This window comes from Adlercreutzia mucosicola DSM 19490 (genome assembly GCF_000422625.1).
Taxonomy (GTDB): Bacteria; Actinomycetota; Coriobacteriia; order Coriobacteriales; family Eggerthellaceae; genus Adlercreutzia; species Adlercreutzia mucosicola.
Window position 1 is genome coordinate 46,541 of record NZ_AUGK01000009.1, and the last position, 22,671, is coordinate 69,211.

Sequence of the window (22,671 nt, forward strand, 5' to 3'; positions counted from 1 at the left end):
CTAGATGACCGGCAACAGCGCCAGCAGAACGGGCAGCACCACAAAGGACCCCAAGGTGGTGAGCACGGTGCCCTTGGCCGCCAAGGTGGCGTTGCCGTTGAACTGCTCCACGAAGGTGGGGGTCATGGCGCCCACCGGCATGGCAAACATGATGGTGAAGACCCCGATGAGCAGGGGATTCAGCCCCAGGGCCGTGTAGGCGGCGAACAGCAGGGCCGGCGCGATAAGCTGCTTCAAGATAATGAAGGGGTACAGGCGCAGCTCGCCCACGATGTCCTTGAAATTCGCCTGGGCCATAATCGAGCCCACGACGAGCATGGATACCGGTGAGGTGATGCCGCCGAGCAGCTCCAAAGATTCCTGCACTACGCCGGGCAGCTGGATGCCGGCGAAGAACAGCCCGAGGGCGGCTAAGGACGCGAACATCGACGGGCTGGCGATGGCCTTCCAGGGGATAGCGAACCTCTCGCCCGTGCCGCTGGCCAGAATGGCGAAGCCCACACTGAACAGGAAGACGTTGGCCACCATGACGAAGATGCTGGCGAAGATGACCGAGGGCGCGCCCAGGATGGCGGCGGTCACGGGGATGCCGATAAAGCCGTTGTTGGTGGCCACGGCCATGAACAGGTAGTACTTGCGGTCGGCCTTCGGCACGCGCAGGACGAAGACGATGACGACGCCGCACAAAAGCATGAGAAAGAATTGTGCAGTTGCCAGAGCAAAGGCCCAGGGTATCAGAATGCCCGCCTCGGAGGCATCGAGGCCGTAGACCGAGGCCAGCATCATGCAGGGCAGGGTGACGTTCATCAGCAGCTTCGTCAGCTTTTGGTTCGTGTGCTCATCGAGCATGCCCCGCTTGGCCGAGCCGTAGCCGGCGGCGGCTATGGCAAGCAGGATGATCATCTGGGTAACGGCGCTGGTCACTCCATCCATGGGGTTCCTCTTTCGCATGGGGGGCGCAAAAGCCCTGGTGGTTGCATCGATTTTTCCACGTTGCCCTATTTTGCGGCAGTGATTTTCCATTCAAAGACGATCTTACAGAGGAATTCACTTACATATAGGGGCAAACGATTCGAAATGGGGAATGAAAAGGGGACTTTTGCGCGGCGGGGTATCTTCCCTGGCATTACCCTGGAAAGCAGGGGAGGAGCCGCGCGAGCCGTGAGAGGAGAATGCGCGGGTAAGTTTGGAGGTTATGAAAGAATGAGAACACTCTGTCAACAGCAGATGGCAATTCGGTAACAGAGCGCTGACGTAACGGCGGCATTTTTTGTGCAGACGTATAGTCAATATAGAGCATCAAAACAATTTGCCTGTTCGCGCGATCCGTGCGGGCTGACGTTTTCTGTTCTGGGCACGTTGGCGATAAAGGAGGGACCATGCAGTCAGTACGGAAGAACGCACGGGGTGTGACGACCCGCGAGGTCCTTCGGAGCAACGATACGGCCAAGCGCAGTGCCGAGATCGTGGTGGCGGCGCGCGAACTGTACGAGGAGAAGGGCCTTGCCCACACGTCCATCCAGGACATCACCAACCACGTGGGCGTGACGCGCTCGCTGTTCTACCACTATTTCCAGAACAAGGAAGAGGTCACCTCGGCGGTGCTCGACCAGTACATTACCGACTTCATCGAGGCGATGCAGCATTGGCACGAGAGCCAGGCGGTGCAGGAGACCGATGAATCGCTGCATTCCATGGTGAAGATCATGCGCATGGTGCTGTTCGAGAAGAACACCTTCCGTATGGCGCTGTCGACTCAGGAGAACGCCGCGCTGTACCTGGATTTTCTGAACCGGTTCGCCGCCCAGGGCGCCGAGTTCATGGTGGCGCACCCCCTGACGACTCCCACGAAGTACAGCGAGCAGTCCGATCACCTCTACGAGACGTTCTACGTGCTGATCGTGGGCCTGGTGAGCTACCTGCGCTCGCACCCCGACGCGGACGATGACGTGCTCATCGACGTCGTGTCGCGCATGCTGCACATCGAACAGGTCGCATAGGGAAGGCGGCTGCGCGGGGGCTGCGGGTTCGACTGACCTGACGGGCGGTCTCTAGGTTGCCCGAGCTTCCGCGGCCTTTCGGGGTGTGGCGAATCAGTTACGTTTCCCGGTCTGCTGCTTACGTCCCTGTGGGACGGGTATCATCTTCCTGTAAGGTACGGCCCGGCCTGCGCGGCGGGGCCTTTCCCCGTGAAGATGCAAGGAGAAGTGCGCTGTGGACATTAAGCGCGTGCTGGCCAGTGCCCCCCGCGACCATGACTTGGGCCCCGAGCGGCCTCTGCTCACGCCGTGGGGCGAATCGCTGCACCCGCTGGCCGTGCGCCAAGAGCATCCCCATCCCCAATTCGTGCGCGACCGCTTCGTCATGCTGAACGGCTGGTGGGACTACGCCATCATGCCCATGGGGACGGGTCGCACCGTGCGGCCGCCCGACGAGTTCGACGGCCGCATTCTCGTGCCCTTCTCGCCCGAGTCGGTGCTGTCCTGCGTGGGCCGCCAGTTGGGTCCCGATGAGCTGCTGTGGTACGTGCGCCGCGTCGCTCGACCGCCGCTGCGCCCGCACGAGCGCTGCCTGCTCCATTTCGAGGCCGTGGACTTCGCCTGCGCCTGCTGCGTGAACGGCCAGGTGGTGGGCACGCACCGCGGCGGCTACCTCCCCTTCGTCTTCGATATCACCGAGGCGGTGACCAAGGTGGACGGCGAGGATACGCTGGATGCGGGCGAGCATGCCGAGATCGTCATTGCCCTGTGCGTGTGGGACCCGAGCGATACGGGCACGCAGCTGCGCGGCAAGCAGAAGCTGAAGCGGGGCGGCATCTGGTACACGGCCCAGAGCGGTATCTGGCAGCCGGTGTGGATGGAAGTGGTGCCCGAGCGCCATATCGAGGCGCTGCGTCTTCTGCCCGATGCCGAGACTGCCGAGCTGGCGGTCGATGTGGACGTGTGCGGCACCGAGGGGTTGCTGCGCCTGTACGTGTCCGATGCGGCTGGCGTGCCCGTGGCGGCGGCGTCGGCGCCGGCAGAGGAGGGCGCGGTGCCGGTGACGTCCCGCGGAGCCGAGGAAGACGAGCGTCGCCGCCGGGTGCGCGTGACGGTGCCCATCCCCAAGCTGCGCCGGTGGAGCCTCGAAGACCCCTACCTGTACAACCTCACGCTGCGCTTCGGCACCGATGTCGTCTACAGCTACACCGCTTTCCGCACCGTGGCCGTGCGCCCCGACGGGGCCGGCCGCTTCCGCTTCTTCCTGAACGGCGAGCCGCTGCTGCTGCGTGGCGTGCTGGATCAGGGCTACTGGTCCGACGGGCTCATGACCGCCCCGGCCGACGACGCCCTGGCCTTCGATATCGTTGCCATGAAGAACGCCGGCTTCAACATGCTGCGCAAGCACCTGAAGGTGGAGGCCGACCGCTGGTACTACCACTGCGATCGCTTGGGCATGTTGGTGTGGCAGGACATGGTGAGCGGCGGCGGCGCCTACGGCACGTGGGAGACGAGCTTCCAGCCCACGCTGTGGCGGCGCAGCTGGGACAACTACAGCGATACCGACATCGCCCACCAGGAGAAGCTGGGCGCTGGCGACGAGAGCTATCGCAACCACTGGCGCGAGAGCTGCCGCGCCACGGTGGAGTATCTGGGCAACCATCCGTCGGTGGTGAGCTGGGTGCTGTTCAACGAGGGCTGGGGGCAGTTCGATGCCGCATCGGCGGCCCAGATGGTGCACGAGCTGGATCCCACCCGGCCCATCGACGCTGTGAGCGGGTGGTACGACCAGCACAGCGGCGACTTTCTCAGCGTGCACAACTACTTCCGGCCCCTGAAAGTGTACCGCGATCGCGTCCGCGACCTGCAAGGCTATGCGGCCGAGCACGGAGGCCGGGCTTTCGTGATCTCGGAATTCGGCGGCGTCACCTTTCGCGTGCCGGGCCACAGCGCCTTCGAGGGCAGCTACGGCTACGATCGCTTCGAGGACGTGGCGGCCTGGCGCGGGGCGGTGCGATCTGCTCTGGCCCAGGCGACGGCTTTGGCCACCGATGGCCTGGCCGGGTTCGTGTATACCCAGCTGTCGGACGTGGAGGAGGAGGTCAACGGCATCCTCACCTACGATCGGCGGGTGAACAAGCTGGAAGACGATGAAGAGATGTGGGGAGAGGGGACCCTATGAGGGACGAGGCGGCCGCCCGCGTTCACCTGAGCGCGCTGTTTCGCGCGGCATTCGGACGATCTGCGGATGAGGGGGCGGAGCGCACCGTGCTGGCCTCGGCGCCGGGGCGTCTGGAAGTGGCCGGCAACCATGTGGATCATCAGGGCGGTCGGGTGATCTCGGCTGCCATTGGCGAGCGCACGTGGGGTTTGGCGGCGCCGAACGATGGCGGGCGCATCCGCGTGGTCATGGAGGGCTTCGGGGCCGATGAGATCGATCTGGCCGAGGAGGGCTGGGATGCCCCGCGCCCGGCCGACGCGCTAAGTTCGGGGGCACTCGTGCGCGGCATGGCGGCCCGGTTCGCCCGCGATGGGGGAGCGCTGGCAGGTTTCGATATGGTGACGTGCTCTGATGTGCCGCCGGGCTGCGGGCTGTCGTCGTCGGCTGCCTTCGAGGTGATGGTGGGGGCGTGCCTGGCGGGGCTGTTCGGCGGGGGAGCGTGGTCGGGCGCGGGCGCGGCCGGCTCGGTGCCTGCGGGCGCGGCCGGCTCGGTGCCTGCGGGCGCGGACGGCGAGGGGGCGGTGGCTGTGGACCCGGTGGCCCTGGCGCTGGCGGCTACAACGGTGGAGCAGCGCTATTTCGGCAAGCCCTGCGGCGCCCAGGATCAGCTGGCCAGCGCCTGCGGCGGCGTGGTCGCCATCGACTTCGGGCCCGCGGTGCCCGCGGTGGAAGCGGTGCGCCTGGATGCGGCGGCCTGGGGCTTTGGCATCGTGCTCATCGATAGCCGACAGGACCATTCCCAGCACAACGACGAGTTCGCCGCCATTCCCGCCGACATGGGCCGGGTGGCGCGCCTGCTCGGGGTGGACCGTTTGGGCGACGGCTCGGTGGACGAACTGCTGGACCGGCTCGGCGCCGTGCGCGCGACCCTGGGCGACCAGTGCGCCCTGCGGGCACTGCACTACTACGACGAGGTGGCGCGCGTGAACGCCCAGCGCGTGGCCTTGGAGCGCGATGACTTCGCGGCCTTTCTCGGGCTCGTGCGCGCATCGGGGGTCTCCTCGGCCCAGTTCCTGCAGAACGTGTCGCTGAGGGGGCCCGGTACCGAGGGCTGCCAGCCGGCCATGCTCATCCAGGGGCTCTGCGCCCACTGGCTTGGCGATCGGGGCGCGTGGCGCATCCATGGTGGCGGCTTCGGCGGCGCTGTGCTGGCGTTCGTGCCCCTTGGCGAAGTGGACGATTTCGTGGCGGCCATGGACGCGGCGCTCGGCTACGAGGCCTGTCGCACGGTGGTCGTCGGCGGCGCCGGCGCTTGGGCGCGCCGCCTGTCATGAGCAAGCCTCAAGTCTTGGCCTGGGCGGCCGACAGCCCCGCAGGCCCGCTGGACATCACCATCAACCTCGCCAAGCCCGAGAAGGACCCCCGGGACATTGCCCAAGCTGCAGAGCCTGGCAGCGCGACGGGAGCTGGGGGCGATTGCGTTCTTTGCTGGCAGCGCGCTGCCGATGGGAGCCTTACTTGTGCCGGGGCCGGCGGGGGAGCAGTACAGCCGGTGCGCCTGGGCGATGAGGAATGGGCCTGGTGGTTCTCGCCCTATGGATACTTCCCCGAGCACGTGATCGTGTCGGCTCCTGTTCACCGGCCCATGGCCATCGATCGCGAAACGATAGGCCGGCTGATCGACTTCGCGGATGCGTACCCGCAGTGGTTCATCGGCTCCAATGCCGATCTGCCCATCGTGGGCGGCTCTCTTTTGGCCCACGACCATTTCCAGGGCGGCGGCTATCGCTTCCCCCTGATGAAGGCCCCGGTGCGCCGGCACTTTGCCCTGCCGGGGCTGGAAGGGGTGCAGGCCGGTGTCGTGCGCTGGCCGGCATCGGTGGTGCGCCTGCGCGCGCCCGGCCGCGGGGCGCTGCTGGAAGCGGCGGGGCGTGTGCTGGAAGCCTGGCGCACCTTCGTCTGGGAGCCGTCTGGCATTCGTCCCTGGACCGACGAGCCTGGGGACGCCGGGCCGTCCGAGCGCCGTTATCACAACACGGCAAATCCCATCCTGTGGCGCGAGGGCGACGACTACGTGATGGATCTCGTGCTGCGCAACAACCGCACAACGCTGGAGCACCCTTGCGGTCTCTTCCACGTGCCCGAGCGCCTCTTCCACATCAAGAAGGAGAACATCGGCCTCATCGAGATCATGGGCCGCGCCATTTTGCCGGGCCGCTTGGCCGCCGAGCTGCCCGAGGTGCGCCCGGTGTGCGATGCCGCCTACTACGAGATCTTGCGGGCCGCGGGCGTCTTCAAGGACGACGAGCGCGGCCGCGCCGGCTGGGCCGCCTTCATCGCGACCCTATAAGGCCGGGGTTCCCAAACGACCCCTTCGCAGTCCCCGTAGGGGCGGGCTTCAGCCCGTCCCGCCCAGCGTGGCCGGCCGTCCGCCCTTCTACGCTAGGCGGGCTTGGCCGCCTTGGGTGTGGCGGGTCACTTCGAAGCGCTCGAGTTGGGCTTTTTCGTTGGGGCTGATACCGGCCTTCATCTTGGCGATGGCCACCTGGTCCATGACGGTTTCCACGCCTTCCAAGTCGGGCAGCAGCAGGCCGCGCTTGAAGCCGTGGGTGACGATGACGCCGTAACGGCGCGGGTCCAGCTGCTCGAGCGAATCTACGGGCTCCGGATCGCCGAGCACGTCCACCGAGTAGGACAGGTAGTTCAGCTCGTCGGGAGTGACCGGGGTAAAGCGCGGGTCGTCGGTGGCTGCGGCCACGGCGTTTGCGATCACCTCTTCGCCCAGGCTTTCCCGTACCGGCGCGATAGTGCCGATGCATCCGCGCAGGCCCCCGTGCTCATGCAGGCTGACGAAGGCTCCGGCGCGCCGACCGGTCAACTCGTCGGGCAAGTCGGGCGGCAGCGGCAGCATCTTGCCCGTGGACACCATGAACTCCACGCTCGCCCGCGCCAGAGCCACGATGGGATCCACCGGCGAGCAGGCGCCGCGCGCGTGGGCTCCGCGCACCTCGGCCTCCACTTCCTCCTCGGTGGAGGCAGGTCCGCACTCCACTTCGAAGGCCGCCACGGCGTAGCCCACCCCGAAGGGTCCCTCGTAGCTGAGCAGCTCGGGCGTGAAGGGCAGACCTTCCAGAGCGCCGGCCATAATCTCGAAAGAGCGCAGGCCGCACTCGGCGGCGCTCTCGCACAACTCGGCGTCCAGGCGGCTCAACGCGCGCAGCTGGCCGTGGGCGAACAGATCGGTTACGGCGCGGTCGAAGGCGGGCCCGGCGGCATCGAAGCCGTAGGGGCCATCTTCGGTCAGCTTGTGGGACAAGTCCCCGCTCGCGATCAGCACCGCGCGGCGTCCCAGGTCTTCGGCGGCCCGGGTGATGGATAGCCCCAAGAACTCGTGGTCGGAATCGGACAGGGCCGATAGCCCGATGCGCACCACGGCCACCGAGGACAGGTCGATGTGTCGACTCAGGAAATGCAGCGGCACGTAGGTGGCGTGGTCGATCTCCTCGTGGCGCGAGGGCGCGCCGGCGGTGGGAATGCTGCGTCGCTTCAAGCGGTCGGCCACGGCCTGGGCGAAGGCCAGGTCGGTATGGATGGCGATGCGCTCGTCGGGATGTCCGAAGGCGGCCAGACTGCCCTCTTCGGTGGGGGCGTCGGCGATGAAGAAGCCGTCGCGGTACAGCGGCGCGTGGGGCGAGGCGATCACCACGACGTCGGGCGCGTGCTCGGCGACGCGGCGGGCCACCTCCTCGTAGGCGGCGATGGTATCCGCGATGCGCGCTTCTTGGCCGGCGCCCACGGCGGGAACGATCAGCGGCGGATGGGGAACGGCGTATGCGGCAAGAAGGCCCATGGCACACCTTCCTTCGAAGAATCTTGACGGATGAGGTCAGGTTCATGGTGACCGAAGCGCCGCCGCCCCGCGGTCACGGCGGCTAAGTGTCACGGGATTGTTAGCCCATCTTCTTCCGTGACCACATAAGAAACGGGGCGGTCGAAGGGCTCCAGCGCCCTATGGTCGGCCAGGCTTTCGATGCGCTGGCGAGCACGGATGAGCCCTATGGCGCGGCCGGGGAACGCGGCGAGGAAGCGGTCGTAGAAGCCGCCTCCGTAGCCGAGGCGGAAACCCGCATCGTCGAAGAGCAGTCCGGGCACGAGGGCCAGGGCGGTCGGGGGCAGCGCGGCGGCATCGATGAGAGTTGAGGGATCGTCGGCGGGCTCGGGGATGCCGCCGTAGCCCGGAGCGACATCGGTCAGCGCGGCAATGCGGTGCCAATCCATGAGGCCGCCGCGCCGGCAGCGGGGCAGCGCCACGGTTTTCCCCGCCTCCAGGGCCGTGCTGATGATGGCACGGGTGTCCACCTCGGTGCCCACGGCGTAGTAGGCCATCACCGCGGGCGCCTCGGCGAAGGCAGCGCTGGCCACGATGCGGCTGGCGATCGCCCGGTCGGCGTCGGTGCGGTAGGCGGCGTCCAGCTGGTCGCGATACGCCCGCGCGGCGGCGCGCAGGGGCCGCTTCTCGTATGTCCCGTTCAAGTCCATGGATGCATCATAGACTGCGCCCGCGACAAACGGCCAGGCAACGGTCGGATTCGCCAAGACAACAAAACCGGAACGTGCCGCCGCGCGTCGGAAGCCGCCCCTCACAATGGGCGGGTCCGCTCAGTTTCCCAGCAAAGGAGCAACCATGATCGAGATATTGAACGAGGGGAATTTCCCCGAGAAGGTGCTGCAGGCCCCGCATAAGGTGCTCGTGGAGTTCTTCGCCGCGTGGTGTCCGCACTGCCAGCGCATGATGCCGATCATCGACGACGTGGCTGACGCTGCGGCCGGGCGTGTGGCCGTGTACCAGGTGGATATCGACCAGTCGCCCAACTTGGCCGGTACCTACGCGCCCGACGGTTTCCCCACTTTCGCGCTGTTCGAAGGCGGCTCCGAGGTGGAAAGCCTCGTGGGCGAGCAGTCCAAGCAGCGTCTGCTGGAGCTAGTGGCCTAGGGGGTTTCCGTCGCCGATGCCGTTCGCGGCCCCGCCCTTGACTTGAAGTTGACTCCAGGTTTTACTCTCTCACCGATATGGAGATGAGAGAGGAGATCGACATGACCGCATCCTACGAGGGCGTGGGCAAGCTCGGCTTCGGGGCCATGCGCCTGCCCCTGACCGACCCCGATGACGCGACCGCCATCGACATCGAGCAGGTCAAGGCCATGGTGGACGAGTTCATCGCCCGAGGCGGCACCTATGTGGACACCGCCTTCGTCTACCATAATGGCTGCTCGGAGCCGGCCCTGCGCCAAGCGCTCGTGGAGCGCTACCCGCGCGAGGCCTTCACCCTGGCCACGAAGTGTCTGGCCTGGGCCTGCGCGAGCAAAGAGGAGGCCCAGGCATGCCTGCTCACCTCCCTGGAACGGCTGGGCGTGGACTACATCGACTTCTACCTGCTGCACAACGTGGGTGGTGCGCGCACGGCCAAGTTCGACGAGTACGACATGTGGAACTACGTGGCCGACGCGAAGGAGCGCGGGCTCGTGCGCCACATCGGCTTTTCCATCCACGACGGCGCCGACGTGCTCGACGAGCTGCTCACGGCGCACCCGAACATGGACTTCGTGCAGCTGCAGGTGAACTACCTCGACTGGGATGATCCGGTGACCGAGTCGGCCCGCTGCATGGAGGTGGCGGCCAAGCACGGCGTGCCCGTCATCGTCATGGAGCCGGTGCGCGGCGGCCGTTTGGCGAACCTGCCCGAGCGCGGCGCGGCGGTACTGGCCGAGGCCGATCCGGAGGCCAGCCAGGCTTCCTGGGCCTACCGCTTCTGTCTCGACCTGCCCGGGGTGCTCACGGTGCTGGCCGGTGCCTCCAACCTTGAGCAGATGCAGGACAACATGGTCACCTTCCAAACGCATCAGCCGCTGACCGAGGCGGAGCGGGCAGCCATCGACGGCGCCATCGCCGCCCTGCGCTCGGTGGACCTCGTCCCGTGCACCAATTGCGGCTACTGCGTGAAAGACTGCCCCGAGGGCGTGAAGATCCCCGTGGCCCTGAACCTGCTGAACCTGGAGCGGCAGACCGAGGACCGCGCGTTTGCCAAGGGGCTGTACTCCTGGCAGGCCGCCGAGGGCCCCGCGTCCAAGTGCATCCAGTGCGGCACCTGCGAAGCCATGTGCCCCCAGTCCATTCCCATCATCGACCACCTCGCCGAAGCCGTGGAGCACTTCGAGGGGTAGGCGATGTGCGGCGGGTGAGGGCGGCTTGCGGCCTCACCCGCCGTCTGCCTTACCGGGTTTGCTTGCCCTAAAGCGACGCGGTTGCGAGAACGTCTGCGAGAATTGCTGTGGGGAAGTTTGTTGTGGTGGGATTAAGGTGGGCCCGCCCTTCTCGAGGGCGCACTTTTGGCGGAGTTCGCGGTGGCCCGCGCTACCTCTGGCTTCCGAAAGGGATTGATTTTGTATGGGATTTCGAGTTATGAGCGTCTGAACCCCGCGCGGAGAAATGCCGCTCGAAGTATCGTTCCAAAAAATGCCAGGTCAGATCGGTGCGCTGGTTGGAGATTCTTACGAACTTCTGGTCGAGCGACTTCCGAGACGCTCATAGCTCGAAATCCCATACACTTTTTCGCCCGCTCGCCGGCAGGGGCATTAACACTTTCGCTGGACTTCAGGAATTGCGACGCTCTGAGACATACCCGAACGACTACAGCGCCTTGTGCTGCGCTGTGGCGAAGGCTGCTTCGACTCGATTCCTTTTGGATGACCCGATACTAGTCAGATATAGAAAACTATCTATCGCAATTCAATGCAATTAGCCCACCCAGCTCACAAACGCCACGAGCACGGGGATGCTCACCAGGGCCAGTACGGTGGTGACGAAGGTGCCCTGGGCCATGACGCGGGAGTTGCCGCCGTACTGGTAGCAGAGCATGGTGCCGTTGGTGGCCACGGGCATCCCCGAGATGACGATGCAGATGGACAGCAACAGTCCCGCGGGCACGAACCAGTGAAACACAGCCCAGATGATGACCGGGGTGACCAGCAGACGAAAGGCGGCGCAAGCCCACAGGCGCGGGCCGCCCAGAAGATCACGTACGGGCATATTCGCCAGAGACGATCCGATGATAAGCAGCGCCGCCGGGGTCGTGATGGATCCGAGATTGCTCAGGGCGTCGCCCAGGATGGGAGCGTGGTGGATGCCCGCCAGCGTGAGCGCCATGGCCGCCACACAGGAGAGCATCACCGGTGTGACAAAGGTGCGCCAGCTGGTCTGCACCTTCACATCTCCGTCGGTGTCCTGGGTGAGGAACCATGCGCCCACGGTGAACACGAAGAAGTTGAACGGCAGGTTGAACACGGCGGCGTAGATAAGCGCCTCGGGCCCGAAGATGGCCGACAGCACCGGATAGCCGATGAAGCCCACGTTGCCGAAGCAGAGCATGAAGCGGTACACGCCGCGGTGCCCGTCGGGAATGCGCAGGATCGTCGTGAACCCGTAGGCGACGGCCAGCAGCACGCCGTAGCTGGCGCAGGACAGGGCCAGGGTGACGAGGATTTCCTCGCGGGGCGGCAGGGCATCGGCGGTCAGCACCGATCCCAGGATCATGCCCGGCAGTGCCAGGTTGATCACGAGGCGCGACAGCATGCGATCGAACTGATCGTTCATGAACCGCGCCTTCTTCGCCCCGTAGCCGACGCCGACGATGGCAAACAAGGTCACCATCTCTTTGAATATGCTGACGATTCCCGCTTCCATGCCGTCCTTCTCCGTGTTGCGTTCCGCTTTTGCTTTCATTTTCGACAAAAAGCACGTTTGAGCGAGCCGAGGAGCGAACTTTCGCTCGCTATCGGCGCATTTTGCCCGCCTTTTAGTCGAAGAGAGGCGGCCACAATGCCGAATGGGCGGCTTCAGGCTCGCTCAAACGTGCTTTTTGTCGAAAAAATGCCCGGCGCGGTGACGGAAGGGGTGCATAAGTATACTGACACGGTCATTGCCGCATGATCGCACCGCCGCTCGGGTTCGGCGCTGAGGATCCGAGCTTGGGTGCGCCGCGTTCTCGTTCGCCCATATTGCAGCGTCCCGTGTTCCCGTTGAAAGGAAGTCTCCATGTTCACTATCGGTTGCCATTTGTCGTCCGCCAAGGGGTATTTGAAGATGGCCGAGGATGCCGCATCCATCGACGGGAACACCTTCCAGTTCTTCACGCGCAACCCGCGGGGCGGCCGTGCCAAGGCTATCGACCCGGCCGATGTGGCGGCCTTCCACGCCTTTGCGGCCGACCACGGCATCACGCGCTTTCTCGCTCACGCGCCCTACACCATGAACCCGGCGGCGGCCAAGCCCGAGACGCGCCAGTTCGCCATCGAGCTGTTGACCGACGACCTCATGCGCATGGAGAACACCCCCGGCCAGCTGTACAACATGCATCCGGGCTGTCATGTGGGCCAGGGCGCAGAGGCGGGCATCGCCCTTATTGCCGATGCTCTGAACCAGGTGCTTGCCCCCGACCAGTCCACCACGCTTCTACTGGAGACCATGGCCGGCAAGGGCACGGAAGTGGGCGGCCGCTTCGAGGAGCTGGCCGCCATCATCGATGGGGTGGAGCTTTCCGACAAGGTGGGCGTGTGCCTGGACACGTGCCATGTGTGGGATGGGGGCTACGACATCGTCGGCAATTTGGACGGCGTGCTGGAGGAGTTCGACCGCGTGATCGGCCTCGATCGCCTACATGCCATCCACCTGAACGACTCCAAGAACCCGCTCGGTGCCCATAAGGATCGCCATGCCCCCATCGGCGAGGGGCATATCGGCTTCGAGGCTCTTTCCGCGGTGACGAATCATCCCGCGCTGCGCGATCTGCCCTTCTTCCTGGAAACGCCCCAGGACGATCTTGCCGGCTGGGGCGCCGAGATCGCCGCCTTGCGCGCGGCGCGCCGTTAGATCACAAAGAAATACACGCTGAAGAACTGCAGGATGCTGGCTGCCAGCACGAACAGGTGGAAGATGGAGTGCAGGTAGCGCACCTTCTTGAAGATGTAGAACACCGCGCCCACGGTGTAGCTGATGCCGCCTGCGGCCAGAAGCCAGAAGCCCACGGGGTGCAGCTGGGCGTACAAGGTGGGCAGGAAGAATACGATGGACCAGCCTAGGGCCACGTAGAGCACCGAGGAGATCCAGCGGGGGCGGTAGGTCCAGAAGGCCTCGCAGGCGATGCCGATGAGGGACACCGCCCACACGAATACGGCGAGCCATAGACCACCCACATGGCCCAGCGTAATGAGGCAGTAGGGGGTATAGGTGCCAGCGATGAGCAGGTAGATGCCCGCGTGATCGAGCACCTTGAACACGCGCTTGGCCGCATCGGCCGCCAGGGCGTGGTACAGGGTGGACATGAGGTACTCTACCAGCTGGGCGATGCCGTAGACCAGCGCCGCGGCCAGAAGGATGCCGCCGCCGTCGGCCACCGACTTCACGATGAGCACCACCAGCGCCGCCACGGCTAGGCCCGCGCCCACACCGTGGGTCACCGCGTTGAAGATCTCCTCGCCCAAAGTGTACTCGCGCGCGGGCTTCTTGCCGGAGCGGCGGATGAGCTCCTTGATTTCGGGGGAAACCTTGGCCGCAGCGGCGGCGGCATCGGGGGAGAGTTCGGGGTGTTGAAGGGCGATAGCGGGCATGGGGAGCTCCTTCGGCCGGGGGTGTCCCCGCATCATAGACTACCAGGTCGGTTTTCGCGGTGACGATTGGTAAACCGCAGGGGAAAGGCAGCTTCGCCGCTCGTTCGCGGGGTTGATGGCTGGATTGATCGTAGCTGGGATCCATTTCCGTTCAGCATATTGAAAACAGGGGGTCTACGGGGGGGAATGCTGCCAAAATACCCCCTTTGGGGTTAGGTGGTTTCCCTGCTTGGGGGGATACGCTGCAGGCGTGGCGAGCCTATGCTGAGAGCCAGTTTCAGCCCTTGTCGTCTGCGCGACGGGAGGGGATGGGAGAGACAATGGTCTACAAGGAGGAAACCATGGAGAAAACGATGGGCGAAGGCGTATCGCGCCGCAATTTCTTAAAGGGAGCTGGTTTGGCGGGCGCTGCGGCTCTGGCGGCGGGGGTTGCCAGCGGGTGCTCCCCGCAGGGCAATGGCGAAAAGTCGTTGGGCGCCACCGGCGACGCGGGCGCGGCTGCCAGCACCGGTGCGGCCACGCCTGGCTATGCGACGACCGAGGACTGGTTGGGTGCCGCTCCCCAGATCTCCGATGACGAGATCGTCGAGGTCATCGAGTGCGACGTCGTGGTGTGCGGTGGTGGTCACGCGGGTATCCAGGCGGCTCTAGCCGCAGCCGAGGGCGGCGCGAAGGTGGCTGTCATCGAGCAGTCGCCCGAGGACAGTCGCAAGGTGAAGGGCGAGGACATCGGACACGTGAATTCCCAGTTCCTCATCGAGCGCGGGTTCGGGCCCTATAACGAGGGCGAGATCGTGCAGGAGTTCTGCCTGCGCGCCGGTGGTCGTGTGAACACCGAGGTTATTCGCAAGTTCGTGGCGAATTCCGGCGAGATGTTCGACCATGCAGCCTCGCTGGTGAACTGGCCCGACGATCGCATCAAGCTGGTGAGCGAGGCCGACCCGTCCATCAGCCCCCTCGATGACAGCATGATCTGCATTCACCAGAGCGGCCTTGCCCTGGATGGCGCGGTGGACTATCCGCTGTATCGCGGCGGCTTCAAGACCTGGCCCTGCGTGGTGCAGTTCATGGGCCCCATCCAGCATGCGCCCGTGGACGGCGTGGCTGCCCTGTCGCGTTTGGACGAGTTCCAGCAGTTCTCCATTCTGGAGGGCAAGGACCTCGGCGTCACGTGGTACTGCGGCGAGAAGGCCACGGTGCTCACCCAGGATGAGGGCGGTGCGGTGACCGGTGTCATCTCCGAGCGTTCCGACGGCTACGCTAAGTACGTGGCCAGCAAGGGCGTCATCCTGTGCACCGGCGACTTTGCGGCCAACACCGATATGACGTGGAACCTGCTGACGGAATACCGCGAGCATAACGAGCGCATGGGCATGGATGCCTCGTCGCTGCAGGGCCAGTCCGACTGCATGGGCGAGGGCCACAAGATGGGCTGCTGGGCCGGCGGCTTCATTGAGGCCGGCCCGCGCGGTGCCATGAGCTTCGGCGGGGGCGCCTCGGGCCCCTGGGGATCGAGCCCCTTCCTGTGGCTGAACTCCCAGGGCGAGCGTTTCATGAACGAGGCGGCTGTCTGCGACTCCATGGCCATTGCCGTGCGCCAGCCCTTCGGTGGTTTCACCTTGGTCACCGATGCCAACTACGAGGAAACGCTGAAGAACTCCTCGCTCGACCATGGTTGTGCCAACTTTGGCCGCCCCGATTACTACACCGAGCTGGTGGAGGATATGCAGGCTGTTCCCGTGGACGATCCGGCGGGCGGCACGGTGCGCATGTGCACCGTGGCCGAGCGCATGCCCTCCCAGGTGTTTGCCGCCAGCACGTTGGACGGCCTGGCTGATATGCTCGGCTATACGGGCGAGACCAAGGAGGCCTTCCTGGCCAGCATCGAGCGCTATAACGAACTGTGCCACGCCGGCGAGGATAGCGATTTCGGCAAGGACGCGGTACTGATGACCCCCATCGAGAATCCCCCGTTCTATGGCTGCGGCAATGCCGCGGCCGAGGGCTTCGGCGCCAACAAGCGCACCATGGGCGTGAGCCTGGTCACGCTGACCGGCCTTGAGACCAACGGCGATTTGCAGGTGGTGAACCAGAACTACGAGCCCATTCCCGGTCTGTACGCCGCAGGCAACACCCTGGGCGGCCGTTACGGCTTGCAGTACACTACGCCCTTCGCCGGCAACTCTATCGGTATGGCCATGACCCATGGCCGTGTGGCCGGCAAGCTGATCACCGGCCAGGAAGTGCTGTAGCTCGCTGAATGCTCTTTCGGCGAAGGCGCCAGGTTTCGCGCCCTCGCATTCTCTTCTGGGCCCCGCCCTGAACCGGCCTCCCTCCCTCCGGTTCGGGGCGGGGCCATGTAGCATGAGAGGTGCCCAAGGAGGCAAAAAGGGGTCGAAAACGGGAGTTATGAGCGTCTAGAGGCTGGGAAATCCTCGAGAAATAATGATTTTCATTCAATATGGGGGAAATTGGGGCTCCCGAACGCTCATAACTCCCGTTTTCATGCGGAATCGGCGCGGCTCGTCGGCTGGCGCGCCCAATGGCGGCCAGCGAGAGCGGGGGTTGGGGCTTTCCTAGCGTTGGAACAGATCGAGAAGCTCGGTTCGCGAATGCACACCGAGCTTCTCGTATATATGGCGCACGTGCACTTTCACGGTCTCCTTCGATACATACAGCTCGCCTGCGATGTAGGTGGCGGTGCGCCCGCGAGCAAGCAAGCCGAGCACCTCGCTCTCGCGGGGAGACAGGCCGTGCTGCTCGCTCAACTGCGCACAGCGGGCATCAAGCGGGTCGACTGCGGGGGCTTCGCGGTCCTCGCCGCTGTCCTCGGGCGCTGGTGCGGTGGGCGCGCCCGACCGAGCGCTTCCCCGGGCGAAGGCTACCGTGGCCAGCGCCACGAGGTAGCCGACGAACAAGGTAAGCGACACGGTGGTCTTCGCTAGGTCGCTCAGCAGGGGGCTGGCGAAGATTCCGCCGCCCAGCGCCACGGTGGCAAGAACGATGGAGAGACACCAGCGCCGGGCTGCCGAGGCGCAGTGTTCCTTGTCGGCCTGCAAAGGGCCGGTAAAGGCGTACAGGTACCATCCCGTCAAGGTGGCGAAGAAGGCGAATCCGACACCGGTGAGAACGCCGAGCACCGTGCCGACGACACCGTCGGGCTGCACGGGCGCGAAGCAGGGGATGGAGGGGAGGGCGGCCATGATCGGGCAGAGGGCGGAAAAGATCGTGCGGAGCCGTGACGGTTGCGGCAGGGCGAGGGCGACCAGTCCCAGCATGCCGGAGCAGAGAGCGAAGCCCAGGAAGACGCCGCGCGATATGGTTTCGGCGTGCACGAAGCCGTCGGCAGGATGGGGCGTGCCGCAGGTGAAGCCGAGCACGACGCAGCAGATGAGGGCACCACCCAGAGGGGGCCACAGCGCCGGCGCGCCGCTGCTATGCGCCGGCGCTGTGGCCTCGTCGTCGCGCCGCCGACTTCGGGCCCTAAGCGTCAAGGCGCAGCCGCCCAGCGGCGTGAGGACGTTCATACCCAGCATGACGGCGGTGCTCGCAAAGGAGAAGCAGGCGATGGCGATGAGGGAGGCCAGGGCAAGGGCCCAGCTGACAGTTGCGAGCACGGCGGTCGGGGCCAGGAAGGCCAAAAGGTCGCGCCATCTGGCGATAAGGGCGATGCCGCCGATGCCATAGGCGATGCCGGCGATGGCGAAGCACAGGCCGAACCCCTCGTTCGGCGCGTTCAGCCCGATGCCCGCGAACAGGACTGCCGCTGCCCACGCCGCTGCTCCCGTCGTGGGGGAGATCAGGGATGTCGGCAGCTTTCTCAGCGTGGTGGCGAGCAGAAGTCCGCTGCCGACAAGCAGGCCGGCACCCACGCCCGCGACCAGTGGCAGAAAGCCCGCGGGCCGATCGAGGGCAATCAGGCAGCCGAGGATAGAGGCGCCTGATGAGAGCAGGGTCGCCGTGGCATTGGTCAGCAGTAATCCCAGGGCCACGACGCCGATCCCGATGGACTGCAGGCGCGGGCTGCCCTCATTCACCATGATCTCCTCTCCGTTGCCCCCGCAGGGCCTTCAGGGCGGCGCGCTTTCTCGCCTGCCTGTCGGCGTAGGCCTGCTTCTCGGCCCGTTTGCGGGCGCGCTCGGCCTCTTCGGCGGCGCGCTCGGCAGCCCGGGCCGCCTTCGCGGCCTCGCGGGCGGCGCGGCGGGCGGCGGCGCGCTCTTCGCGCTCGGCGGCGGCCTCTGCCTCGGAGAAACGGCAGCCGCAGTAGTTCTGGCGGTACATGCCGCCCTCCCGCGAGCGGCGCGTGGCCTCGTCGTAGAAGGGGCGGTAATCCTCGAAGTGGGCCTCAATGCCCGCGCACTCGCAGGCCCGCTCCAATTCCTCCCGGATGATGCGGGTGTACTGGTAGGGGCTCACGGAGAGCGTGGCGCCCAGGGCGTCGAAGCCGTGCTCGGCGGCGTAGCGGGCCGCCTCCGTGAAGCGCAGCCGGTAGCAGGCGCGGCAACGGGCCTCCCGGGCGATGCGGGCTTCGGAGGGGCCGTCGGCTGCGGCCCCGTCGCCTTCCCGGGCCGCCCGGGCCTCGGAGTCGGTCTCGCCTCTCCCGTCGCCCTCCTCGTTGCAGATCACGCCGAACTTGGCTTCGGCCGCGTTTCCGATGCGACCCACCACGGCCTCCCAGGCTTCCGCGTCGTAGGCACCTTCCGCCACCGCCACCTCTTCTTCGGCGGCCCAGGCCCGCAGGGTGGCCAGGCGCCGAGCGTATTCCTCGGCGGGGTGGATGTTCGAGTTCGCGTAGAAGATGACAGGCTCGATGCCCTCCGAGCGCAAAATGCGGACCGGCTCCAAGGAGCACGGTCCGCAACAGGCATGTAGCAGGATGCGCTGCAAGGGTGCCCGGCTCTACTCGGCGGCCAGGGGGCTCGGCGTCGAGTACACGCGGGCGGCGCACTCGCGATCCAGGTCGTAGAGGCCCTTCGGGTCACCGCCGAACAGCTTCATGTTGGTGATCATGGTGTCAGCGTTGTCCTCTTCCTCCATCTGCTCGTCGATGAACCAGCCCAAGAACTTCTGGGCGCGGTAGTCGTGGGCCTCAAGCGCCGCGGCGTAGATGTCGTGGATGAGCGAGGTCACGTACTGCTCGTGCTCCATGGCGGCCTCCAGCGGCTCCAGGAAGTTCGCGAAGGTCACCTCGGGCTGGTCGATGGCCAAAAGGCGCACCTTCTCGCCGTTCTCGTGCAGGTACTTGCGGAAGATCAGCGCGTGGTCGCGCTCCTCGGCGGCCTGGATCTCGAAATAGTTGGCGTAGCCGGACAGGCCCTCCTCCTCGTAGTAGTCGGCGAAGGCGAGATACAGATAGGCGCTGTAGAGCTCCTTGTTGATCTGGTCGTTGATGAGCTCGTAGACCTTGGCGTCCATGAAACGTCCTTTCTCCTTTTCGGCAGTTCTTTCGGCAGCTGCCGTCGATGGGTCCGATTGCGCGCAACAGGATACCCCAAACGCCTTAATCCATGTGAAGATAAGGCGTATTTCAATGAGAAAATCCGTCGTATTTTAACGAATATGCGACCGCTGCATCACAATAGGTGAGATTTTGAGAAGAGGAAGAGAGCCGCATATGCTGCAGCTGAGAGATATTTGCAAATCTTACCGCACGGGCGACTTCACCCAGGTCGCTTTGGACAACGTGTCCATTTCGTTCCGCGACAACGAGTTCGTGGCCATCCTCGGCCCTTCGGGCTCGGGCAAGACCACGCTTTTGAACGTGATGGGCGGCTTGGATCACTACGATTCCGGCAACATGATCGTGGACGGTATCTCCACCCACCAGTACAAGGACCGCGATTGGGACACCTTCCGCAACAACCGCATCGGGTTTGTGTTCCAGAGCTACAACCTCATTCCGCACCAGACCATCCTGCAAAACGTGGAGCTGGCCCTAACGTTGTCGGGCGTGGGCCGCGCCGAGCGCACGCGCCGCGCCAAGGAGGCCCTGGCCTCGGTGGGGCTTGCCGAGCATGTGAACAAGAAGCCGAGCCAGCTGTCGGGCGGCCAGATGCAGCGCGTGGCCATCGCCCGCGCCCTCATCAACGACCCGGAGATCGTGCTGGCCGACGAGCCCACCGGCGCACTCGACTCCAAAACCTCGGTGCAGATCATGGACCTGCTGACCCAGATCGCCAAGGATCGCCTGGTCATCATGGTTACCCACAACCCCGAGCTCGCGGCCCAGTACGCCACGCGCACGGTGAACCTGGCCGACGGCGTCATCCGCTCGGATACCGATCCCTACTTCCCCACGGAAGAGGAGATGCACTTGTCGCGCAAGCCGGTGCGCCGCACGTCCATGAGCTTCCTCACGGCGCTGGCCCTGTCCTTCAACAACCTCATGACCAAGAAGGGCCGCACCATCATGACGGCCTTCGCCGGCTCCATCGGCATCATGGGCATCGCCGCCATTTTGGCTCTGGCCAACGGCGTGGACAACTACATCGAGAAGACCGAGGAGGAGACGCTGTCGGTGTACCCGCTGCAGATCATGTCCACGGGCTTCGACATGAGCGCGCTCATGACCATGTCCACGGGCGGCGACGCCGACGACGCCGGTGATGCCGAAGGCACCGAGGGCGCGGCCGAAGGCGCTGCCGACGCCGCCGATGCCCTGGAGGCCGCCGGCGTGAAGGGCGGCACCTACGGCGACGAGAACGACCCGACCACCCACACCACGGTGCCCGAGACGCGCATGGTCACCGACATGTTCGCCAGCCTGGAGAACAACGATCTGGCCGCGCTGAAGCTGTTCTTCGACGAGGGCGGCAACGGCATCAACGACTACGTGAACTCCATCGAGTACCGCTACAACGTCACCCCGCAGGTCTTCTCCGGCAACACCGAGGAAGAGGTGCGTCAGATCAACCCCGACACCACCTTCGAGGCCTTCGGCATGGGCGGCGGCTCGTCGTCGAACTCGCTCATGTCCACCATGTACAGCACCAACGTGTTCAACGAGATGATGGGCAACTCGTCCATCGTGGAGGACCAGTACGACGTGAAGGCTGGCCGCTGGCCTTCCGCCTACAACGAGTGCGTCATCGTGCTCACGGCCCGCGGCACCCTGCCCGACATCGTCACCTATGCCCTCGGCCTGCGCGACCACGCCACACTGGAGGACATGATCGACCAGTTCATGAACGAGGAAGAGGTTACCCCGCCCGACGACAAGCTGGAATTCACCTACGACGAGCTGATGGCTGTGCCCCTGAAGATGGTGAATGCCGCCGACTTCTACACCTACGACGCCGAGAACAAGGTGTGGGTGGACAAGACCGGCGATACCGAGTACATGCGCTCGCTCGTGAACGCCGGCGAGGACCTGAAGATCGTGGGCGTGGTGCAGCCGAAGCCCGACGCGAAGGCCACGGCGCTGTCCATCGGCATCTACTACACGCCGGAGCTGACGCGCCACATCATCGACGCGGCCAAGGAATCGCCCATCGTGCAGGAGCAGCTGAACTACCCCGACGTGGACGTGTTCAACGGCAAGCAGTTCGCCGCCGAGGACGATGAGGGCTCGTCGGGCTTCAACATGGACTCCCTGTTCACCGTGGACGAGGAGGCGCTGCAGAACGCCTTCAAGTTCGATGAGTCGAAGATCGCTGTGGACACGAGCTCCATCAGCGGAGGTTTGTCCGCCGGCGATCTGCCGGCCGCGCCGTCGCTGGATCCGAGCGCGCTGAACCTGGATCTGTCGTCGGCCTTCAGCGAGGAGGCCATGGGCGAGATGATGGGGGCCGCCATGGCCGGCTACACCCAGGCGCTGGGGAAGGCCTACGCCGACGCCGTGGCCTCGGGCACGCCGCCCGATTTTCAGCAGCTCGCCCAGACCACCCTGGAGACCTACGTGCGCGGAGCCGAGATGCAGGCGATTATGAACCAGTACGCGACCAAGATCGTGGACGCCAACGCCATGCAACAGGAGATGGCCGGCAAGATATCGGCTGCTCTGGAGCAGTCCATGGCCGCCTACATGCAAGAGGCCATGGGCGTTATCGGCGCGAAGACCGAGGCCTCGGTGCAGCAGGTGATGGGCCAGCTGCAGGCGAACATCCCCCTGGCCATGTCGGTGGACACCGCGGCCTTCCAGAACGCCTTCCAAATGAAGATGACCGAGGACGAGCTGCGCGAGCTGATTCTGTCGCTCATGACCGACGGCACGCGCTCGCTGGACGGCAACTTGGCGAAGCTGGGTTACGCCGATCTGGCCAAGCCCTCAGAGATCGAGATCTACCCCGATAACTTCGAGGATAAACAGCAGGTCATCGCCATTCTGGACGATTACAACAACCGCATGGTGGCCTCGGGCCAGGACGACAAGAAGATCTCCTACACCGACTTCGTGGGCACCTTGATGAAATCGGTCACCACCATCGTGGACATGATCAGCTACGTGCTCATCGCGTTCGTGGCCATCTCGCTCGTGGTGTCGTCCATCATGATCGGCATCATCACCTACATCTCGGTGCTCGAGCGCAAGAAGGAGATCGGCATCCTGCGCGCCATCGGCGCGTCGAAGGGCGATATCTCGCGTGTGTTCAACGCCGAGACCATCATCGAGGGATTGGTGGCGGGTCTGATCGGTGTCGGGTTCGTGGCGCTGGTGTGCATCCCGGTGAACGCGCTGGTGTACTCGCTTTTGGATGTGCCCGATGTGGCGCTGCTGCCCTGGGCCGCTGCGGCCATCCTCGTGGGCATCAGCGTGTTCTTGTCGTTCATCGCGGGTCTGTTCCCCGCCATGGCCGCCGCCCGCAAGGACCCGGTGGAGGCACTGCGCTCGGAATAGGGGGCGTAAGGCCGGGGTCCGCGGGAGCGTGA

At 65.2% G+C, this 22,671-nt stretch carries 17 protein-coding genes; 9 read left to right on the forward strand and 8 right to left on the reverse strand.

The window, feature by feature from the left end; genetic code table 11:
* Positions 1-933 (reverse strand): AEC family transporter, encoded by a 933-nt coding sequence (locus G503_RS0106385; protein ID WP_028026923.1) that lies wholly within the window; start codon positions 931-933, stop codon positions 1-3.
* Positions 934-1,379: 446 nt separating this feature from the next.
* Here G503_RS0106385 and G503_RS0106390 point away from each other — a divergent pair, with 446 nt between their 5' ends.
* The 4 genes from G503_RS0106390 to G503_RS14095 all read left to right on the forward strand — a co-directional run bounded on the left by G503_RS0106390 (position 1,380) and on the right by G503_RS14095 (position 6,490).
* On the forward strand, positions 1,380-2,000 hold the full coding sequence (locus G503_RS0106390) for a TetR/AcrR family transcriptional regulator (protein WP_035022123.1): 621 nt from the start codon (positions 1,380-1,382) through the stop codon (positions 1,998-2,000).
* Positions 2,001-2,214: 214 nt separating this feature from the next.
* A complete protein-coding gene (locus tag G503_RS14085) occupies positions 2,215-4,161 on the forward strand; it encodes a glycoside hydrolase family 2 protein (RefSeq protein ID WP_035022126.1) in 1,947 nt (648 codons plus the stop codon).
* Positions 4,158-5,474, forward strand: coding sequence for a galactokinase (locus G503_RS16870; RefSeq protein WP_051190994.1), 1,317 nt, complete (start codon positions 4,158-4,160; stop codon positions 5,472-5,474). Before G503_RS14085 ends, G503_RS16870 begins: the two co-directional genes overlap by 4 nt.
* Positions 5,471-6,490 (forward strand): hypothetical protein, encoded by a 1,020-nt coding sequence (locus G503_RS14095; protein ID WP_084636340.1) that lies wholly within the window; start codon positions 5,471-5,473, stop codon positions 6,488-6,490. Before G503_RS16870 ends, G503_RS14095 begins: the two co-directional genes overlap by 4 nt.
* An 87-nt stretch (positions 6,491-6,577) precedes the next feature.
* Here G503_RS14095 and amrA read toward each other — a convergent pair whose 3' ends face one another.
* Both amrA and G503_RS14100 read right to left on the reverse strand, forming a co-directional pair.
* A complete protein-coding gene (amrA, locus tag G503_RS0106410; RefSeq protein WP_028026925.1) occupies positions 6,578-7,990 on the reverse strand; it encodes an AmmeMemoRadiSam system protein A in 1,413 nt (470 codons plus the stop codon).
* A gap of 89 nt (positions 7,991-8,079) precedes the next feature.
* Positions 8,080-8,679, reverse strand: coding sequence for a 5-formyltetrahydrofolate cyclo-ligase (locus tag G503_RS14100; RefSeq protein ID WP_051190996.1), 600 nt, complete (start codon positions 8,677-8,679; stop codon positions 8,080-8,082).
* A 145-nt stretch (positions 8,680-8,824) separates the two neighbouring features.
* Between G503_RS14100 and G503_RS0106420 the strand changes: the two genes are divergently transcribed.
* The gene (locus G503_RS0106420) at positions 8,825-9,133 is read left to right on the forward strand and encodes a thioredoxin family protein (RefSeq protein ID WP_028026926.1); all 309 of its coding nucleotides are present in this window, start codon (positions 8,825-8,827) and stop codon (positions 9,131-9,133) included.
* 101 nt (positions 9,134-9,234) lie between these two features.
* Complete coding sequence (locus G503_RS0106425) at positions 9,235-10,362, forward strand: aldo/keto reductase (protein WP_028026927.1); 1,128 nt, start codon at positions 9,235-9,237, stop codon at positions 10,360-10,362.
* Positions 10,363-10,936: 574 nt separating this feature from the next.
* On the opposite strand, the gene G503_RS0106430 is transcribed toward G503_RS0106425, so the two are convergent.
* Positions 10,937-11,881 carry an AEC family transporter gene (locus G503_RS0106430; protein ID WP_028026928.1) on the reverse strand — a complete coding sequence of 315 codons (945 nt, stop codon included), beginning with the start codon at positions 11,879-11,881 and terminating at the stop codon, positions 10,937-10,939.
* 351 nt (positions 11,882-12,232) lie between these two features.
* Between G503_RS0106430 and G503_RS0106435 the strand changes: the two genes are divergently transcribed.
* Complete coding sequence (locus G503_RS0106435; protein ID WP_028026929.1) at positions 12,233-13,066, forward strand: deoxyribonuclease IV; 834 nt, start codon at positions 12,233-12,235, stop codon at positions 13,064-13,066.
* On the opposite strand, the gene trhA is transcribed toward G503_RS0106435, so the two are convergent.
* A complete protein-coding gene (trhA, locus tag G503_RS0106440) occupies positions 13,063-13,803 on the reverse strand; it encodes a PAQR family membrane homeostasis protein TrhA (RefSeq protein WP_084636344.1) in 741 nt (246 codons plus the stop codon). The genes G503_RS0106435 and trhA overlap by 4 nt on opposite strands.
* Positions 13,804-14,144: 341 nt before the next feature.
* Here trhA and G503_RS0106445 point away from each other — a divergent pair, with 341 nt between their 5' ends.
* Complete coding sequence (locus tag G503_RS0106445; RefSeq protein ID WP_051190997.1) at positions 14,145-16,055, forward strand: FAD-binding protein; 1,911 nt, start codon at positions 14,145-14,147, stop codon at positions 16,053-16,055.
* A gap of 324 nt (positions 16,056-16,379) precedes the next feature.
* Here G503_RS0106445 and G503_RS0106450 read toward each other — a convergent pair whose 3' ends face one another.
* From G503_RS0106450 to G503_RS0106460, 3 genes are read right to left on the reverse strand one after another with little or no spacing between them, the layout of a single operon-like run.
* Positions 16,380-17,843, reverse strand: a complete 1,464-nt coding sequence (locus G503_RS0106450; RefSeq protein ID WP_028026932.1) for a helix-turn-helix transcriptional regulator — start codon at positions 17,841-17,843, stop codon at positions 16,380-16,382.
* Positions 17,833-18,690 carry an epoxyqueuosine reductase QueH gene (locus tag G503_RS0106455; RefSeq protein WP_028026933.1) on the reverse strand — a complete coding sequence of 286 codons (858 nt, stop codon included), beginning with the start codon at positions 18,688-18,690 and terminating at the stop codon, positions 17,833-17,835. The genes G503_RS0106450 and G503_RS0106455 overlap by 11 nt, the downstream gene beginning before the upstream one ends.
* A gap of 12 nt (positions 18,691-18,702) precedes the next feature.
* A complete protein-coding gene (locus G503_RS0106460) occupies positions 18,703-19,218 on the reverse strand; it encodes a ferritin (RefSeq protein ID WP_028026934.1) in 516 nt (171 codons plus the stop codon).
* Positions 19,219-19,417: 199 nt separating this feature from the next.
* Between G503_RS0106460 and G503_RS0106465 the strand changes: the two genes are divergently transcribed.
* Positions 19,418-22,639, forward strand: coding sequence for an ABC transporter ATP-binding protein/permease (locus tag G503_RS0106465; protein WP_028026935.1), 3,222 nt, complete (start codon positions 19,418-19,420; stop codon positions 22,637-22,639).
* Positions 22,640-22,671 lie beyond the last annotated feature (32 nt).